This window comes from Plantibacter sp. VKM Ac-2885, from assembly GCF_015351205.1.
GTDB classification, from domain to species: Bacteria; Actinomycetota; Actinomycetes; order Actinomycetales; family Microbacteriaceae; genus Plantibacter; species Plantibacter auratus.
Map to the genome: position 1 here is coordinate 2,284,723 of NZ_JADKSK010000001.1, position 16,197 is coordinate 2,300,919.

Annotated in this window: 14 protein-coding genes; 5 read left to right on the forward strand and 9 right to left on the reverse strand. The window is 70.4% G+C overall.

Annotated elements, in window-relative coordinates; translation table 11 throughout:
- Positions 1–4 precede the first annotated feature (4 nt).
- The 3 genes from zapE to ITJ66_RS10930 all read left to right on the forward strand — a co-directional run bounded on the left by zapE (position 5) and on the right by ITJ66_RS10930 (position 3,138).
- Positions 5–1,066 carry a cell division protein ZapE gene (gene zapE / locus ITJ66_RS10920; protein WP_194644589.1) on the forward strand — a complete coding sequence of 354 codons (1,062 nt, stop codon included), beginning with the start codon at positions 5–7 and terminating at the stop codon, positions 1,064–1,066.
- A gap of 198 nt (positions 1,067–1,264) precedes the next feature.
- Positions 1,265–2,494, forward strand: coding sequence for an ammonium transporter (locus tag ITJ66_RS10925; RefSeq protein ID WP_085510852.1), 1,230 nt, complete (start codon positions 1,265–1,267; stop codon positions 2,492–2,494).
- Between the two features lie 98 nt (positions 2,495–2,592).
- The gene (locus ITJ66_RS10930) at positions 2,593–3,138 is read left to right on the forward strand and encodes a type II toxin-antitoxin system PemK/MazF family toxin (protein WP_240043863.1); all 546 of its coding nucleotides are present in this window, start codon (positions 2,593–2,595) and stop codon (positions 3,136–3,138) included.
- A gap of 19 nt (positions 3,139–3,157) precedes the next feature.
- Here ITJ66_RS10930 and ITJ66_RS10935 read toward each other — a convergent pair whose 3' ends face one another.
- From ITJ66_RS10935 to ITJ66_RS10955, 5 genes are all read right to left on the reverse strand, one after another.
- Positions 3,158–3,481 carry a hypothetical protein gene (locus tag ITJ66_RS10935; protein WP_191941086.1) on the reverse strand — a complete coding sequence of 108 codons (324 nt, stop codon included), beginning with the start codon at positions 3,479–3,481 and terminating at the stop codon, positions 3,158–3,160.
- 105 nt (positions 3,482–3,586) lie between these two features.
- Complete coding sequence (locus tag ITJ66_RS10940) at positions 3,587–4,309, reverse strand: HAD family hydrolase (RefSeq protein WP_194644590.1); 723 nt, start codon at positions 4,307–4,309, stop codon at positions 3,587–3,589.
- 75 nt (positions 4,310–4,384) lie between these two features.
- Positions 4,385–7,765: an ATP-binding protein gene (locus ITJ66_RS10945; RefSeq protein ID WP_194644591.1), complete on the reverse strand. Its 3,381-nt coding sequence runs from the start codon at positions 7,763–7,765 to the stop codon at positions 4,385–4,387.
- On the reverse strand, positions 7,762–8,607 hold the full coding sequence (locus tag ITJ66_RS10950) for a DUF4194 domain-containing protein (RefSeq protein ID WP_194644592.1): 846 nt from the start codon (positions 8,605–8,607) through the stop codon (positions 7,762–7,764). The genes ITJ66_RS10945 and ITJ66_RS10950 overlap by 4 nt, the downstream gene beginning before the upstream one ends.
- A gap of 1 nt (position 8,608) precedes the next feature.
- Complete coding sequence (locus ITJ66_RS10955) at positions 8,609–10,156, reverse strand: DUF3375 domain-containing protein (protein WP_194644593.1); 1,548 nt, start codon at positions 10,154–10,156, stop codon at positions 8,609–8,611.
- Between the two features lie 248 nt (positions 10,157–10,404).
- On the opposite strand from ITJ66_RS10955, the gene ITJ66_RS10960 reads away from it, so the two are divergent.
- Positions 10,405–11,085, forward strand: coding sequence for a triacylglycerol lipase (locus ITJ66_RS10960; protein WP_086473784.1), 681 nt, complete (start codon positions 10,405–10,407; stop codon positions 11,083–11,085).
- Complete coding sequence (locus ITJ66_RS10965; RefSeq protein WP_228501579.1) at positions 11,082–11,882, forward strand: glycosyltransferase family 2 protein; 801 nt, start codon at positions 11,082–11,084, stop codon at positions 11,880–11,882. Before ITJ66_RS10960 ends, ITJ66_RS10965 begins: the two co-directional genes overlap by 4 nt.
- A 51-nt stretch (positions 11,883–11,933) precedes the next feature.
- On the opposite strand, the gene ITJ66_RS10970 is transcribed toward ITJ66_RS10965, so the two are convergent.
- From ITJ66_RS10970 to ITJ66_RS10985, 4 genes are read right to left on the reverse strand one after another with little or no spacing between them, the layout of a single operon-like run.
- Entirely contained in the window at positions 11,934–12,815 is an 882-nt protein-coding gene (locus tag ITJ66_RS10970; protein ID WP_194644594.1) for a glycosyltransferase family 2 protein, read from the reverse strand.
- Positions 12,812–13,846, reverse strand: coding sequence for a glycosyltransferase (locus tag ITJ66_RS10975; protein ID WP_194644595.1), 1,035 nt, complete (start codon positions 13,844–13,846; stop codon positions 12,812–12,814). Before ITJ66_RS10975 ends, ITJ66_RS10970 begins: the two co-directional genes overlap by 4 nt.
- Positions 13,843–14,985, reverse strand: a complete 1,143-nt coding sequence (locus ITJ66_RS10980) for a glycosyltransferase (protein ID WP_194644596.1) — start codon at positions 14,983–14,985, stop codon at positions 13,843–13,845. Before ITJ66_RS10980 ends, ITJ66_RS10975 begins: the two co-directional genes overlap by 4 nt.
- Positions 14,982–16,118: a glycosyltransferase gene (locus ITJ66_RS10985; RefSeq protein ID WP_194644597.1), complete on the reverse strand. Its 1,137-nt coding sequence runs from the start codon at positions 16,116–16,118 to the stop codon at positions 14,982–14,984. The genes ITJ66_RS10980 and ITJ66_RS10985 overlap by 4 nt, the downstream gene beginning before the upstream one ends.
- Positions 16,119–16,197: the final 79 nt, after the last annotated feature.

Here is a 16,197-nt window from a genome sequence, read left to right on the forward strand (position 1 = left end):
ACCCATGCAGAGCCAGAGGTTTGCCGTGACCACGCCTTCCGTCCCGACCGGATTCCGCAGCCTCACCGACCGTGTCCCCACGGTCAGTGGCGCCGAGATCGTCGCGAGCCTGACGCCGCCCCGGCAGTTCGAGCAGGCGAGCTTCGACTCGTACCGTCCGGATCCCGACTTCCCGGGCCAGGCGGCCGCGGTCGAGAAGCTCCGCGGCTTCTTCGCGCCTCAGGCCGGTGGCGGCGGCGGCTTCTTCGGCCGGCGGAAGTCCAAGGCGCCGGCGGCCAAGCCGGGCATCTACCTGGACGGTGGCTTCGGCGTCGGCAAGACCCACCTCCTGGCCGCGCTCTGGCACGACGCTCCCGGTCGGAAGAAGTACTTCGGCACCTTCATCGAGTACACGGCCCTCGTCGGTGCGCTCGGCTACGCGGCGGCGGTCGCGCAGCTGACGGGCGCGACGCTCATCTGCATCGACGAGTTCGAGCTCGACGACCCGGGCGACACGATGGTCATGACCCGACTGCTCGGGGAACTCGTCGCGACCGGGACGAGGATCGCGGCGACCTCCAACACGCCGCCGAACGCCCTGGGGGAGGGCCGCTTCGCCGCAGCCGACTTCCTCCGCGAGATCCAGGCCATGAGCGCCAACTTCGAGACCCTCCGCATCGACGGCACCGACTACCGCCGCCGCAGCATCGAGGGACACGCCGTGGTGAGCCCCGAGGAGCGGTTCGACGCCCGCACCGCGGAGGCGGCGGCCGCCGACCGTGACGTCACGGTCGACACCTTCGACGGTCTCATCACCCACCTCGCCGCCGTCCACCCCTCACGATTCATCGGACTGCTCGACGGCGTCGACCTGATCGCGCTCCGCGACGTCCACGAGTTGACCGACCAGGGCCAGGCGCTCCGGCTCGTCGCGTTCATCGACCGGGTGTACGACGCACAGATCCCCGTGGTCACGACCGGCACGGCCCTCGACGAGGTGTTCGGTGGCGACATGCTCAACGGTGGATACCGCAAGAAGTACCTGCGCGCGATGTCGCGCATGATCGCCCTCACCTCGATGGACTGATCGGCCCCACCTGGTCACGAAACACGCTGTTTACCTGAGCGGCACTCGCGTAACACGTCGGAAACACGCTGACAGTCGTGCGGAAACCTCCGTTCCCCAGACTGGTCGCTGTACCGAGTCGGACGGCGAGGCCGAGCTCAGCCAGTCCTCACCATCTCGGGCACCCGTTGCAAGACCACGATGTGTGAGGAAGATCCAATGGATACAGGCAGTATCGCTTGGGGAGTCACGGCAACCGCTCTGGTGCTGTTCATGACCCCCGGCGTCGCATTCTTCTACGGCGGCCTCGTGAAGGCGAAGAGCGTCGTCAGCATGATGATGATGAGCTTCGGCGCACTGGGCCTCATCAGCGTGCTGTGGATCCTCTACGGCTTCAACATGTCGGCCGTCGGCAGCCCGCTGGAGTTCGCGGGCAACCCGTTCTCCGACTTCGGGATGACCGCACTCGCGAGCGGCGAGACCGCGAACACCGACCTCGTGGGAGCGACCTATGGCGCCACCTTCGCGATCATCACGATCGCGCTGATCTCCGGCGCCATCGCCGACCGCGCGAAGTTCGGCTCCTGGATGATCTTCGCCGGCCTTTTCGCGACCATCGCGTACTTCCCGATCGCCGCATGGGTCTGGGGCGGCGGCTGGATCATGAACCTCGGCACCACGCTCTTCGGTGAGGATGCAGGCATCGGCGTCATCGACTACGCGGGTGGAACCGCGGTGCACATCAACGCCGGAGCCGCAGCCCTCGCCCTCGCCCTGGTCCTCGGAAAGCGCATCGGTTTCCAGAAGGGCATCACGAAGCCGCACAACGTGCCGCTCACCCTCCTCGGAGCCGCCATCCTGTGGTTCGGCTGGTTCGGCTTCAACGCCGGCGCCGAGTGGCTGAACGAGCTCGCGAACGTCGGACTCATCGTCGTCAACACCGTCGGGGCCACCGCGGCCGCCATCATCGGCTGGATCGTCGTCGAGAAGTTCAAGGACGGCAAGGCGACCTCGGTGGGCGCCGCCTCCGGTGCCGTCGCGGGTCTCGTCGCCATCACCCCGGCGTGCGCGAACCTGACTCCGGGTTGGGCGCTGCTCCTCGGCATCGTGGCCGGCGCCGTCTGCGCCATCGCCGTCGAGCTGAAGTTCAAGCTCGGCTTCGACGACTCGCTCGACGTCGTGGGCATCCACCTCGTCGGTGGCCTCATCGGCACCCTGTACCTCGGCTTCTTCGCGACCGAGACCGGCCTCTTCGTCGGCGGCGGCATCGAGCAGCTCGCGGTCCAGGCCATCGCCGCCTTCGCCGTCCTCATCTACTCCTTCATCGTGGCCTTCGTCATCGGCTTCGCGATCGAGAAGACGATCGGCTTCCGCGTCAAGAACGAGGACGAGATCGCCGGCGTCGACACCTCCGTGCACGGCGAAGAGGGGTACGCCCTCGTCGACTGACCTCGACCGCAACCGATTCGCCGAACGGGCGTCGTCCACCAGGACGGCGCCCGTCCGTCGTTCCCTGGGGTGGCAGCCGCGGACGGTAGGGTGACGGCGTGTCAACCTTCACCTCGATCATCCGCCGCGTCGCGAACGCGCTCCTGGGCCCCTCCACCCGCGCCGCCTCCAGTGCGGTGCGGACCGCCGGCCTCGCGACGCCACCGACCACCACCGCCGCTTCACCTGGACGCTCAGGCCGGACGGCGACGGTCGAGGTCGATCCGCGGGCGGTGGGCACCGTGTCCATCGACTACGCCCCGTCCATCGACGGCGATCCTGATCCCGGCGAGATCGTCTGGACCTGGGTGCCGTACGAGGAGCGCGACGGACGTGGCAAGGACCGTCCGGTGCTCATCGTGGCGCGCTCGACCGGAGGCTGGGTGCTGGCGGTGCAGCTGACGAGCAAGGATCATTCGCAGGACGGTGAGTTCGTGCCGCTCGGCACCGGCGGATGGGACAGTGCCGGCCGTCCGAGTTGGGCGAACCTCGACCGCGTCTTCCGCGTGCACCCCGACGGGATGCGGCGGGAGGCGGCTCAGGTCCCGCGTGATCGCTTCGCCCGGGTCGCCACTGGGCTCCGTTCGCGGTACGGGTGGCGCTGACCGACCTGCGACCGGTCGCTCAGGCGTACCGGTCGCTCCGTCGCGGCGCGGCGTCCCACGGCACCTGCCCGTGCTCCCAGGCGTCCGCGGAGCTCGGGGTGGCCGGTGCAGCGGACCGGCGTCCACCCGGCACGGCACGCTCCGCCTCGGCGAGCGTCGCAAACCGACCGATCAATCGGCGGTCCTCTGAACGCGGAGCCCAGGTGACGCAGCGGAAGTAGGCCGGTGCGCCGCTCGGAGCGAAGTACTTCACGAGACCGGCCGGCCGGTCGGGTATCTCTCGCATCACGATCCACTCGGCCTCGCCGATGCGGATCGGCGGGGCAGCGGGGCGATCGGACATATTTCGAACATATGTTCGATTTCGGAGGTTGTCAAGCCTCATCGGACGCCGGCCCAGTGCAGCAACGGTGGCCCTCCGGCTTCACGACGTCACACCGATGGTCCGCTACGGGCTCGCCAGGGCGAACGCTCGCCACGTCCCGTCCGGGGGCACGATCAGGCACGGCATCCCCAAGGCGGCACCGCCGACATCGTCGTGCGCTGAGTCGCCGATCATGAGGCAGTCCGCCGGATCGACGCCGAGCGCGTCCGCGGCCAACCGGAAGATCCGCGGATCGGGCTTCACACATCCGACCTCGTAGGACAGGATCACCGCGTCGATCGCGTCGGCGATGCCCCATCGCCCGAGCGCCGGGCGGATGTCCAACGCGATGTTCGAGACGATTCCGAGACGCGTCCCCACCGCGGATGCTCGGGCGATGAAGTCGGATGCGCCTGCGTTCAACATCCATTGGTTCGGCATCACCGCGTACAGCGCGTCCGCGACATCGATCGGTATCGCGTCGTCGTGGCTCAGAGTCGAGACGAAGGCGTGCCGATGCGCGGTGGGGTCGAGGTCCCAGTCCAGAGTCGGGAACAACCGTCTGGCATCACCCCAGACGTTTCGGATCCGCTCGCGTGGGATCGTCCCCGGTGCAGGCCCACCCGCGACCAGGTCGCTCGCTTCGTCGATCCACTCGTCCACCGAGCGGACGACCGCCAAGGTGTTGTGGAAGTCGAGGAGCACCGCGCTCGGGCGCGGAGCCGACTGGTGCGACGGTCGCGCCTCAGTCGATCCCGTTGCGCGCACCGGCTGACCGGAAGCTCCATCACCGTCGTCGTCGCTCATCCCAGCAACCTAGCTCAGCACCGCAGCCGGAGAGATCGGTCACCGCGCATGGTGGCGGGTCGGCGGGTCTCCTGCCTATCCGACGCGTTCGAGCGGCTCGACCGGAGCCGACCGCTCGATCTCGGCGACCCAGGCGTGTCGGGTCTCCGGATCCTTCCGGATCGACAGGAGCCGGTCCATGTAGGGCTCGAGCGCCGTCACCTTGTCGAGTGGGGCCCCGATCACGAGCTGGAAGCCGAGCCGCAGCCAGGCGACCACCGCGCGACCGGCGAACTCCGAGTCCGCCTTGATGAAGCCCTCGTCGAGCAGCACCGGCGCGAACCTCGGACGCGGGCGGTCCTCGTCACCGAGCTGGTAGCGGAGGGCGGCACCGACGATGAACGCGACGAGCTCCTGGGTCTCGCCACCGCTCTTGTCGCCGAGCGAGGAGTAGACGCTGACATCCTGACCAGACGTGTCGTACCGCACGGCGGTGATCTCGACGTGACGGCGCACGTCGAGCACCTGGTCGCGGGTCGACTGGGACCCGGCACCCGTGTCGCGCATCGACTCCATGAACCGGCGGAGCCGCTGGAACCGGGCCTCCAACTCGTCATCGCCGAGGTTCGCGGTGACCTCGCTCGACAGGGCGCGCAGCTCACGTCGGAAGGCGGAGGCCTCCTCGCGATGCACCCGGCGGAGGACGATCTTCAGACGATCGTGCGCCGGTCCGAACGGCAGGTCGCGCAGGATGTCGTTGACCGGGACCAGGCGGTCCTCGATCTCCTCGACGGCGCTGTCGAACGCGCTGCTGAGGGGAACCAGGTCCTCGCCGCTCCACTGGGACAACCGGCGGCGCCACTCCTGACGGCGCTCGGGGAGACCGGTGCCGAGGATGCCGTCGAGGATCGCTCGGTAGTCGCCGTAGGACTCGAGCGTCGTGCCGAGGTTGGGGTCGTGCCAGATCGACTGGTACTGCTCGAACACGTGCACCTGTGCGAGCGCGGCCTGCTCCGCCTGGCGGACGGCCGACGACAACTCGTCACCGAGCCGGGCGCGGAGCCGCTTCATCGCGTCGCCGAACCCGCTGAGTGACGGCACACCGCCCACCGCTGCGAGGGCGGCTTCGATCCGGTCGACGTCGGCGGGGGAGACCTCCTCCACCTCGGAGCGCTCGAAGCGGTCGATGGTCGTCGTCGCCGCGTCCTGCTGATCGACGAGCACCCCGTGCTCTTCGTCGAGGCGTCTGACACGATCCTCGGCCGGGAACCGCTCGGCGTTGGCGGCGTCGAGTTCACGTTGGGCGGCCGCCACCGAGCCCTGGAGCTCCTGCAGGACGTCACTGGCGTCGAGCAGACGCTCCAGCTCGGCCGCGGCGGCGTCACGATGCGCCGCAGCACCGGCGACGTCGATCCTGGCCCACTCGGTGTCGAGTCGGTACCGGTGGGCGGCCCGCTCGGCCTCACGACGCGACAGCCGCTGCTGGATGCCGGCCTGTCGACCGGCGATGAGCTCGAGTCGCCCGCGGATCTCGGCCGTCTCCGCCTCGATCGACGCGATCCGCGCCTCATTGGTGAAGCCGAGGATCGGTGCGCCGCCCGTGTCGCCGTGGGAGCCGCGGCGGCCGTCACGCAGCTGGCCGTTCACGGTCACGCGGCGACCGCCGCCCGAGAGCTCCGAAGGAGACTCCACGCACCGCGCGTCGATCCGGTCCGAGGTGACGCGCTGCTCGATCCACGTGCTGAACGGGGAGGTGCGGTATGTTACGCGGCCGGAGATGAACGCGGGGTCACCCGCTTCCGGGGAGGACGGCTCATGCAGCGGGACACCTTCGAACTGCAGGCGGACCGGGATCCGGACCGCGTCGATCGCGCGGCCGAACGCATCGAGGTGTTCCTCGTCGACGAGGACGGTCCTCGCAAGACCGTGCAGGGTGACCTCGATCGCGGGACGCCAGGCGGCATATGCGGGAGCGACGTCGATGAGCTCGGCCACGAACGGCAGCTGTTCGGGATCGAGTCCGGCCGCCTCGGCGAGGGCGAGCCTCGCCCGGTGGAGTCGATCGGGGACCGCGCCGTCACGGCCGCGAAGCGATTGCAGCTCACGGCGGAGCTCGGTGTTGCGCTCCTCGAGAGGGAACGCTTCGCGATGCAGCTGGGCGCGATCGGTCTCGATGGCGTCGAGCGCGGTGTCGTCGTCGGCGAGGAAGTCCTCGCTGCGGCCGAGCGCACGCCGGAACGAGGCTTCGTCCTCGATCGGATCGTCGAGGACCTCGGTGCGCTCGTCGAACAGCGACCTGGCTCGTGCCACCTCGGCGTGCGTCGCCTCCGCGGCCTCACGGCGTTCCTCGGCACGCCGCAGCGCGCTCCCGCCCTGCTCCGACACCTGCCGCTCGAGTTCACGGACGCGGACACCCGCCGCAGCGGCTCGTGCCCGCGCCGCCTCCAACGTGGCTCCGGCCTCGAGCTTCTCCCGCCGGTTCCGGGAGACCGCTTCATCGAGTAATGCCTCGTGCGCGCGACTGCGCCAGACGGTGAACGGTGTCGTACCGTCCTCGGTGAAGCCGAGGCGCTCGAGGTCGGCCGCCGCCCGGTGCCCGTCCTCGTACTCGCGACGCAGCTCACCGAGCCGCTCGAGCACTCGAGCCTTGCGGCTCTCGGTCTCCATCGCGAGGTACGCCTCGTCGAGCGCTTCGAAGTGCGACAGCGCCCGGTCGGCCGCGTCGTACGTGCTCGGACGCTCCAGCACCATCGACTTGTACAGGCCGTCGACCGTCGGCAGGTGCTGGCCCGCCTGGATCCGGGCCAGCAGACGCATCGCCCGACCACCGTCGCCACCGGCACCGATGCCGAGACGGGTGTGCAGCGTGTAGGACAGCTCCGCGTACGTGTCGCGGACGACGAATCCGGGGATGCGACCCTGGAGCTCACCGGCATCGAACCGCTTCGGCACGAACGCCTCGAGATCCGTGAGCTCGAACGGCCCGTCGACGGTCGCCATGGTCATCGACAGGTCACCGGTGCGCAGCGCGCGTCGGGGGACGAGGTAGGCGCGCACGACGGTGAAGCGACGGTCGTCGTCGTTGAGGAACGTCACCGCCACGGCACCCCAGGTGAGCTGGTCCGTACCGCGCAGGTTGATGTCGCGCATCGCCCCGGTCTGCGGGTCCCGGGCCGAGTCGACCTTGCCGCGGAGATAGGTGAGCAGGTTGCGCTGGTCCGGGTTCCGCGCGCGTCCGACCGCCGCGTCGTTGGATGCTCCGTTGAACGGCACGTCCGACGGCATCATGACCGCGAGGTACGCGTCCATGAGCGAGCTCTTCCCGGTGCCGGAAGCGCCGGAGATGAGTGTCGCGCGGGAGGCGAAGTCGACCGATCGGTACCCGTCGAACCCACCCCAGTTGATGACCTGCATCCGTTCGATGCGCCACTGCTCGACGAGGTCCAGCAGGGTGTCGGTGTCCGTGGAGCGGCTCATCGGTCGTCCTCTGCTGCTTGTGGCTGGGTCTGGTCGTTGGGGGAGTCCTGCGACTCGGCTGGGGTGCCGTCGGGCTCGTCGTCCGAGTCCGCGTCGGCATCGGTTCGCGGCTGCTCGGAGGCCGGATCGACCGCTGTGGTCTGCGTTTCGAGCCACTCCAGGAGCTCCTGGAGGCGTTCGAGGGGGAGGAGCGTCTCCACCACCGACGCGATCCGGTGGCGGCGGGCGTCCTTGGTCCGCAGCAGGACCCGCGCGGTCAGCAGCTTGTCGATCGCGCGTTCGACGCGTCCGTCGTCACGGGCGCGGTCGGTGGCGTGCTCGGGGCGGAAGCTCGCGACGAAGCCGAGCAGCTCGTCGTGTTCGACGATCGCGGCTCGTGCGCCGTTGGCCAGTTCGGTCCGGAGGCGCGTCCGCAGGTAGACGAGCAGGATCGTCTCCTCGCGGCTGTAGCTGGTGTCGTGCAGCAGGGTCGGGAAGGGACGCCGCCCGCTCTCCGAGCCCGCCTGACGCTTGAAGGCGACCTCGGCCGAGCGGTCCACCTCGAGCTCCAGGAACAGCTCGTTGAGACGGGACCGGAGAAGCGACTCGGACTCGAGGACCGTCCGCCACTCGGCAGGCTGGAGCGCGGGGCTGACGTAGCGGTGCTTCAGCAGAGCGACCAGCGCACGACGTTGAGCGGCATCGAGACGTCCCTCGTCCCCTTCGAAGAGGGCGAAGGAGTCGTCATCCGGGCCGGCGACCGGCGCCTCGGCGGGTGCGAAGGCGTCGAGGCCGTCCGTCGTCAGGTCGTCCGACATCGGGTCGGTCGTCGCCGTCACGGTGGGATCCGTCTCGGAGGTCATGTCATTCCGTTCCGCGCCGGGCCTGGTCGGCCGGAGCAGTCGTCGTGGTCGTCGTGGCTCGCGTCAGCGCTGCGACACCGGCCGCACACAGTGGGAAGGCCGGGAGTTCGAACGCGGTGGTCGTCCCGTCCGGACGGACCGTTTCGTAGCGACGGCGCGGTGCCTGCTCGTCGTACGTGCCCAGCTGGGTCATGAGGTGGACGAGGCCGAACAGCTCCACCGGTCGTCGGAGTTCCGGATCGAGCCCGGAGAACGCCACATGGGCGTCCTCGGCACCGGAGGTCACCGCATCGAGGAGTCCGGCCCGGAGCTCGTCGAGGAGCGGACCGCCCTGCGACCGGAGGGTGTCGAGCGACATCGCCGCGCCGTCGGTCCGTTCGACGGACGTCACGATCGGCGGCGGAGCGACCTCGACGTCCGGATCGTAGAACCGCTCGCGCAGGTGCTCGATGTCGATGGTCTCGGGGAGGAGCGGCAGGTCGACGGAGGCGCGTGGCCCCGCGGTCCGCATCCAGATGCCGAGGCGCTGGTTCAGTGCACGCAGGGTCGTGTCGAGCTCGCGGTCCTGCACGACGTCGTGATGCACGATGTGGTCGCGGAGCGTCGCGGTGAGCCGCCGACGCTGCGCGAGGACGTCGTCGATCCCCTGTCGGATGATCCCGACGGCACCCCGGAAGCCACGGAGCTCCGCGGGCCCGAGCCTGGACGAGAAGGGGTGGTCGAGGATCGTGGAGAGGTCGCGCTTGAGGTCCTGCAGCAGATCGTCGTTGCGGAGGAGCTCGAAAGCGCCCTCGAAGGCCCGACCCTCGGCCGTCGCCGTCATCAGCTCGTCGGTGCGCCGGAGGTAGTCGTCGAGGATCTCGCCGATCGGACGGGTGTCGTTCCGGAAGTCCTCGACGATCCGCCGGTGCATCGCGATGACCGACTCCTCGACCCGGCGGAAGTCGCTCGGGAGCTGACGGATGAGGTCGGCGATGTTCGCGTAGCCGTCCTGCATCCGGTCATCGCTCGCCGCGACGACGGTGCCGCCGGCTGCGACCCGTTCGCGTTCCGCCTGGAGCTCGGCGAGCTGCGCGTCGATACGACGCAGATGCTCGTCACGATCCGGGTCGGCCTGGAGCGCCCATCGGCGCACGGAGTCGAGGATCATGGTCAGGCGCGACTCACTGATGAGGGCGCGGTCGTGTGCGAGTCCGTCGACGAGCGAGACCGCTTCGAGCGCGTGCGAGGTGAGCGAGTACTGTTCCTCGCCGTCGTCGGTGCTCGTCCGGACGAGCCACTGGTCGTGGACCCACTCCCGGCAGAGCGTCCGTCCGCCGCCGCGTTCATCACCGCCGGCCGGGATCCGCGCACCGCGTGCCGCGAGTTCGCCGAGGTACTCCTCGACCTGCAGATGGAAGCGGTCCGCTGCGACGAACTGGACGTCGCGGCCGAACGTGGTGCGGAAGATCGCGACCACCGCGGGTGCCGTCGGCCGGCTCAGCAGCCGGATCGCAGGACGCTCCAGCGCGTCCCGGACGCGGCCGAACTCTCCGTCGATCTCTCCCACTGCACTCCTCGATCGTCCGGGCACACGAACACCCCGAGGCCACCGCAGCTGCCAGATTATCAGCGCACCGCACCCGTGGTGAGCCACGCCGGGCATCGACGGTCCCGATCCGCCCGGGCCCGGTCCGGCCGCTGTCAAGGTCCAGGGTCAGGCCGGGTGGTCCGGTTACGGTGAGGACATGGGAACAGAGCGATGCCCCGAGGTCCTGCGGGGAGACGGTTGAGCCGCGCGAACGGTGATCGCCGGTGATCCGTTCGGCGCTGCGGACGCTCGGTTGGTGGGCGCGCGACTACGCCTACGCACTCGTCTGGCAGGTCCGGGCCTTCGTCAGCCGGACCGACCCGCACGACTTCCTGTCCGGCGACCGGTCACCGATCGTCGTCCTCCCGGGCGTCTACGAGACCTGGCGGTTCCTCGAGCCGCTCATCCGCCGACTCCACGACGACGGACACCCGGTACACGTGATCGACCCGCTCGGACGCAACGACCGCTCGGTCCCGGTGGCGGCACGACTCGTCGCCGACTACCTCGAGGCGAATGGGCTCGGCGACGTCGTCCTCCTCGCGCACAGCAAGGGCGGGCTCGTCGGCAAGTACGTCATGTCGCTCGGCGGCGGCGGAGCCCGGATCTCCGGGATGCTCGCCGTCGCGGCGCCGTTCGCCGGATCGCGGTACGCGAGGCTCATGCTCCTCCCGAGCCTGCGCATCTTCACCCCCGACGACCCGACGATCCTCGCGCTCTCCCGAGAGGCGACCGTCAATCCGAGGATCGTCTCCGTCTACGGGCGCTTCGATCCGCACATCCCGGGCGGCAGCCGACTCGACGGCGCCAAGAACGTGGAACTCGACACCGGCGGACACTTCCGGATCCTCGCCCACCCGCGGGTGTTCGCGGAGGCACAGCTGCTGGCGGATGGGCGGGACGCATGACGGTCGAGACGCTCGAGACCGCGGCCCACCCGCCCATGACCGTGGACGTGGTCGTTCCGGTGAAGGACGATGCCGCGCTCCTGCGCCGCTGTCTGCGCTCACTGCGCGCGCAGCACACCGGACCCGCATCGATCATCGTCGTCGACAACGGCAGCCGCGATCGCGCCGAGGTCGCGGCCATCGCCGAGCGGTACGGCGCGGTCCTCATCGATGAGCCGATGCCCGGCATCCCCGCTGCGAACGCAGCCGGCTTCGACCACGCGACGGCGACGGTCGTCGCGAGACTCGACGCGGACTGCGTGCCGCCGCCGGACTGGTTGACCCGGATCACCGAGGCGTTCGCGACGGACCCGGAGCTGGAGGCGCTCACCGGCCCCGCCGTCTTCATCGACGGTCCCCGCCCGCTCCGAGCACCGCTCGCCGGCCTCTACCTCGGGGCGTACCGGCTCTTCGTCGGGGCCGCCCTCGCCCAGGTCCCGATCTTCGGGTCCAACTGTGCGATCCGACGCGAGACGTGGGAGCAGATCGCCGAGACGGTGCACCGCGAGGATGCGGAACTGCACGACGATCTGGACGTGTCGACACACCTGGGTCTCCACCGACGCGTGCGCTACGACCGGTCGCTCGGGATGGGGATCTCGATGCGCCCGTTCACCGATGCCGGTTCGCTCGCCCTCCGGATGCGTCGGGGCTGGACCACCCTGCGTGTGCACTGGCCGGAGGACCTGCCCGCCGTCCGGTGGTTCCAGCGCAGCACCCGGCTGCGTGGCGGTTCACCGGGAGCGCTTCGTCGCTGACGAGTGACGCCCCTGGCAGTGGCCGACGAGACGGCACTGCCCCGTCGACCGTTACGCGCCGGAGCCCGTCGCGACCGCGCTGGTGGCCGCGGTCGACGGGCTGTTCGGGCCGGTCGGCTGAACGCGGACCCAGTCGTCACCCACCCGCCGGACCGCGCCGGCCTGAGCGAACGCCTCCAGCCAACCGGTCATCGGCCAGGTTCCCCAGCGGTCGGCGAACCGTGCGCCGTTCCGGAGGATGTCGTCGAAGTGCTGCCATGGCGGGCGCTGTGTCTCGTGGTGCTGGTGATAGGCGTGGGCGCCGCCGACCCACACGAGGGGCGTCCCCGCGGCGCTCAGCGCGAACGCGAAATCGGTGTCCTCACCGCCGTACCCCTCGTACCCCTCGTCGAAGCCTCCGGTGCGGGACCATGTCGAGCGAGTCGTCGCGAACGACAACGACCAGAACAGCGGGTACTCGTCCTCGGAGGCGACACGCTCCGCGCCGTCCTCCGGGTTCGGTCTCGCGGCATGTGGTGCCGTCGCCGCCGCCAACGTGTGGTGGTCGGTGACGTCCACGCCGGGCTGCAGATAGGTCACCGGTCCGCAGAGGATGGCCCCCGGATGGCGAGCTGACGCTTCGCGGTACCGGTCGAGCAGCGCGGGTCCGGGGACGCAGTCCGCGTCGAGGAACACGATGAGGTCGGCGCCGCGCTCGACGGCCAGCGCGGCGCCGAGGTTCCGACCTGCCGCGAGACGGAGCCCGTCGGGCCCCGGTGGGAGGTGGACCGTCAGCTCCGCGTCGAGGATCGGTGGTGCGTCGTCGCCGATCCACACGACGAGACGCTCCACCACGTCACCCGACGTCGACCTGGACGCCCCGACGGCCTCGAGCTGCCGCTCGAGGTGTCCGAGCCTGGGGCGCGAGCACAGGGTCACGACCGACGTCTTCATCGTCCACCCCCTGCGGGATCGCCGACCCCGACCGCCTCGATCGCCTCAGCTGCCCGTCGGGCGGCGCCCGCCACCTGCCAGCGCGACCAGTCGGGGTCGAGCTTCGCAGCCCGGTCGAGGACGGCCGGCCAGTCCGCAGCATCGGGCCAGGATGCCCGCACGACCGCCAGCTCGTTGGCTTCGAGTGCTCGGGCGGTGGACACCTGCTCGTCGAACGGGCGTTCCTGCGGGACCACGACGGCCGTGACGCCGGCCGCGGCGAGATCGGCGATCGCGTTCTGACCGGCCCACGACACCACCACCTCCGCCCGGCAGAGCGCGTCCCACGGGTCGTCGGACCAGACGGACCCGGCACCGGTGCCGAGCGATGTCCACTCGCGACCGCTGGCGCGGGCGGCTTCCTCCACGGCGTCCAGCGACACCGCGGAACCCCCGGCGCCGGCGAGGAGGAGCACCCCGCTGCGTCCGGCGTCCGCAGCCGGCCGCTCGCGTCCCTCGAAGCGACTGATGCCGCCGGTGTACACCACCTTGTCCTGCACGGGACGCAGGTGGTCCAGGTGCAGCACACCGTGAGGCCATGGGGCGATGATCGTCGACGCCGCACGGAAGGCAAGCGCGTGCGGCTCGTCGTCGCGGTGGCCCGGCTGTGCCATGACGACGGTGGGGACACCGAGCAGGCGTGCGAGGAGCACCACCTCGACGGAGACGTCCACCACCATCGCGTCCATCTGCTGCTGCGCGAGAGCGGCGGCGATGGTCGCAAGACGAGCACGGTGACCGGCATGGCCGAGTGGCGCCCAGTGCAGCAGCCCCTCCGCGGTCGGATCGCAGTCGTCCGGGCGAGACGCGCCGTCCGGCACGTCGTCGTCCCGGTCGAGCACCACCCAGGAACAGTTCGAGGGGAGTCCCACCGGCTCGGGGAACGAGCTGAAGCAGACGATGTCGGCGTCGAGGTGGGGTGCGACGGCGAGCAGACGCGTGACGTGCCCCCGTCCGTGGTGATGCACGTACCAACCGATGCGGGGCCTCACGAGCTGAACTCGTCGACGCGACCGGAACCGAGCACGGGCGAGTCGCCGAGGAGCGCTGCGAAGTGCTCCTCGAGCCGGCCCACCCTGGCGTCGAGCGAGAACCGGGCGAGGGCGGATGCCCGGATCGAGGCGCGGAACCCCCGGTCGAGCTCCGACTGCCGGATCAACCCGTCCACGCGGTCCGCCATGGCCGCCAGGTCTCCTGGTGCGACGACCTGCATACCGACGCTCGCCTGGGCGATCTCGGGCACGCCGCCGACGGCGAAGCTGACCACCGGGGTCCCGGTCATCAGCGCCTCCGGTGCGACGAGACCGAACGGCTCGGCCCATGCCGGCGTCGAGACCGCTGCCGCGCTCCGCCCCACGAGCGTGGCGAGCCGCGTCGGGTCGAGCGGCCCGACATGTCGGACGTCACGTCCCAGCAGCGGCGACAGCACGCGCTCGGCGTACACCGGATCGCCCACGCGACCGGCGATGACGAGCCGTCGCCCCAGTCGACGGGCGACGTCGACCGCGAGGTGCGGGGCCTTCTCCGCGACAACCCGTCCGAACCACACGAGGTCGTCACCGCCTCGGCCGGCCCGCCAGGCATCCGGATCGATGCCGTTCAGGAGCACGTCGGACTCGACACCGGCCGTCGCCCAGGTGCGCTTCGTGAACTCACTCACTGCCAGGAACCGGCTGCCGTCGGCACCGGCCCGGTTCGCGGCAGCGGCGACGGCCTCGTCGACCGGGGTGTGCAGGGTGGTGATCATGGGGACGCCCAGCGCAGGTGCCAGTTCCACCGGGAGCGCGTCCAGGCAGTGGTTGGACACGACGTCGTATCGCCCTGGCCGAGCGGCGATCGCTTCGAGCGCGCGACGCAATGCCGGGACGGATCGGGTCATGTGGCCCGGGGGATACCGCTCGTCGTCGGGGGAGGACCAGCGCGGCCACCGCAATTCCGGCAGTTCGAAGACGCTGCCGCGCTCGACGAAGTCGGACCCGCGGACGCCGATGAACGTCACCTCGTGGCCTCGTGCGCGCAGTGCGGTGACCTCCGACCACACGGCGGATTCGAGCCCGCCTGCATGTGGGCGACGGATGGGGAAGCGCAGCGGGGCGATGACGACGACGCGCAGTCGTGGACCGGCCGTCACGAGGCGCGCTCGGCGATGACGCGGCGGTACAGCTCGGCGTGCGCTGCTGCACCGACGGCGTCGTCGACGACGCGACGGGCACGGCGATCAGCGACGGTCGCGCCCCGACCGGCCGAACCGGCTCGGGACGCGCCATCCGCTTCGAGGAGCTCGCCGACGGCACGCTCGAGTGACGCTCCGTCCCCGAGGTCGTACGCGGAGACCGTGTCGTCGGGATGCTGCTCGAGGTACGCTCCGATCCCGGACGGGACGGCGACGGACACGCCGAGATCCCAGCAGAGTTCGAGCCAACCCGAGTGCGTGCCGTGCCGGTAGGGGAGGAGACAGACGTCCAGGCGGCTGAGTGCGATGGCGAGTCCGAGGTCGTCGAGACGCTCGTGCTCGATGAGCAGCGCCGCTTCCGAGCTGCCGACAAGCCGTCGGACGGCCTCGCGTGCTTCCGGATCCCGGACCGCGTGGTGCATCCGCACCTCCGCGACGACGTCCGCTCCACGGCGGCGGAGGCGTTCGACCGCGTCGATGAGGGTGGTGACGGCACCGACCGCGTCGACATTGGGGCGCAGGTCCTTCAGGTGGACGCCGACCCGCGTCTCCGCCGACGGCAAGACGAGCGGAACCGTGACGTCATCCGACAGGAGCGACGGGTGCGGGATGACGACGGCGTCGCGGCCCCAACGTTCCCGGATGCCGGCGGCGGCGCCGGGGGTCAGGGTGATCAGGGCGTCTGCTCCACGGACGAGCTCGTCGAGCTGCCGGTCGTAGGCGGCCTGGTTGTCGAGCTGCGGGTGCTCGAGGTCGTGCACCGTGTAGACGACCGACCAGCCGACCTCGTGCGCGGCCTCGAGGCACGCGGTCACGTGTCCGGGTGGGAACGACTCCGTGCCGAAGTGGATGTGCAGCACGTCGGCATCGACGGCGTGGACGTGGATCCAGTCCGGATCGAGGGCGGCGGGCGGCCACCAGACGCCCGACGGCGCTCCGTCGACCGGCGGATCGCTCAGCACGTCGATGTCGGGCGAGGCGGTGATGCGGCCGACGTAGGGGTGCGCGGCCGGGATCGAGACGACGCGGATCGGACGAGATGCCGGGTCGGCAGCTCGATCGGTGGCGTGCGACATCACGGTCGACTGCATGGCGGGATCCCCTGTACGGATGCGGGCGCGAGAGGCGCGGACGGGTCGGCACGATACGGGCGCCGTCCTCCGAACATAG

Excerpts from the sequence above, each read along its gene's own strand:
- zapE (WP_194644589.1), top strand. The coding sequence starts at position 5 with ATGCAGAGCCAGAGGTTTGCCGTGACCACGCCTTCCGTCCCGACCGGA.
- ITJ66_RS10925 (WP_085510852.1), top strand. The coding sequence starts at position 1,265 with ATGGATACAGGCAGTATCGCTTGGGGAGTCACGGCAACCGCTCTGGTG.
- ITJ66_RS10935 (WP_191941086.1), bottom strand. The coding sequence starts at position 3,481 with ATGTCCGATCGCCCCGCTGCCCCGCCGATCCGCATCGGCGAGGCCGAG.
- ITJ66_RS10940 (WP_194644590.1), bottom strand. The coding sequence starts at position 4,309 with ATGAGCGACGACGACGGTGATGGAGCTTCCGGTCAGCCGGTGCGCGCA.
- ITJ66_RS10945 (WP_194644591.1), bottom strand. The coding sequence starts at position 7,765 with ATGAGCCGCTCCACGGACACCGACACCCTGCTGGACCTCGTCGAGCAG.
- ITJ66_RS10950 (WP_194644592.1), bottom strand. The coding sequence starts at position 8,607 with ATGACCTCCGAGACGGATCCCACCGTGACGGCGACGACCGACCCGATG.
- ITJ66_RS10965 (WP_228501579.1), top strand. The coding sequence starts at position 11,082 with ATGACGGTCGAGACGCTCGAGACCGCGGCCCACCCGCCCATGACCGTG.
- ITJ66_RS10970 (WP_194644594.1), bottom strand. The coding sequence starts at position 12,815 with ATGAAGACGTCGGTCGTGACCCTGTGCTCGCGCCCCAGGCTCGGACAC.
- ITJ66_RS10985 (WP_194644597.1), bottom strand. The coding sequence starts at position 16,118 with ATGCAGTCGACCGTGATGTCGCACGCCACCGATCGAGCTGCCGACCCG.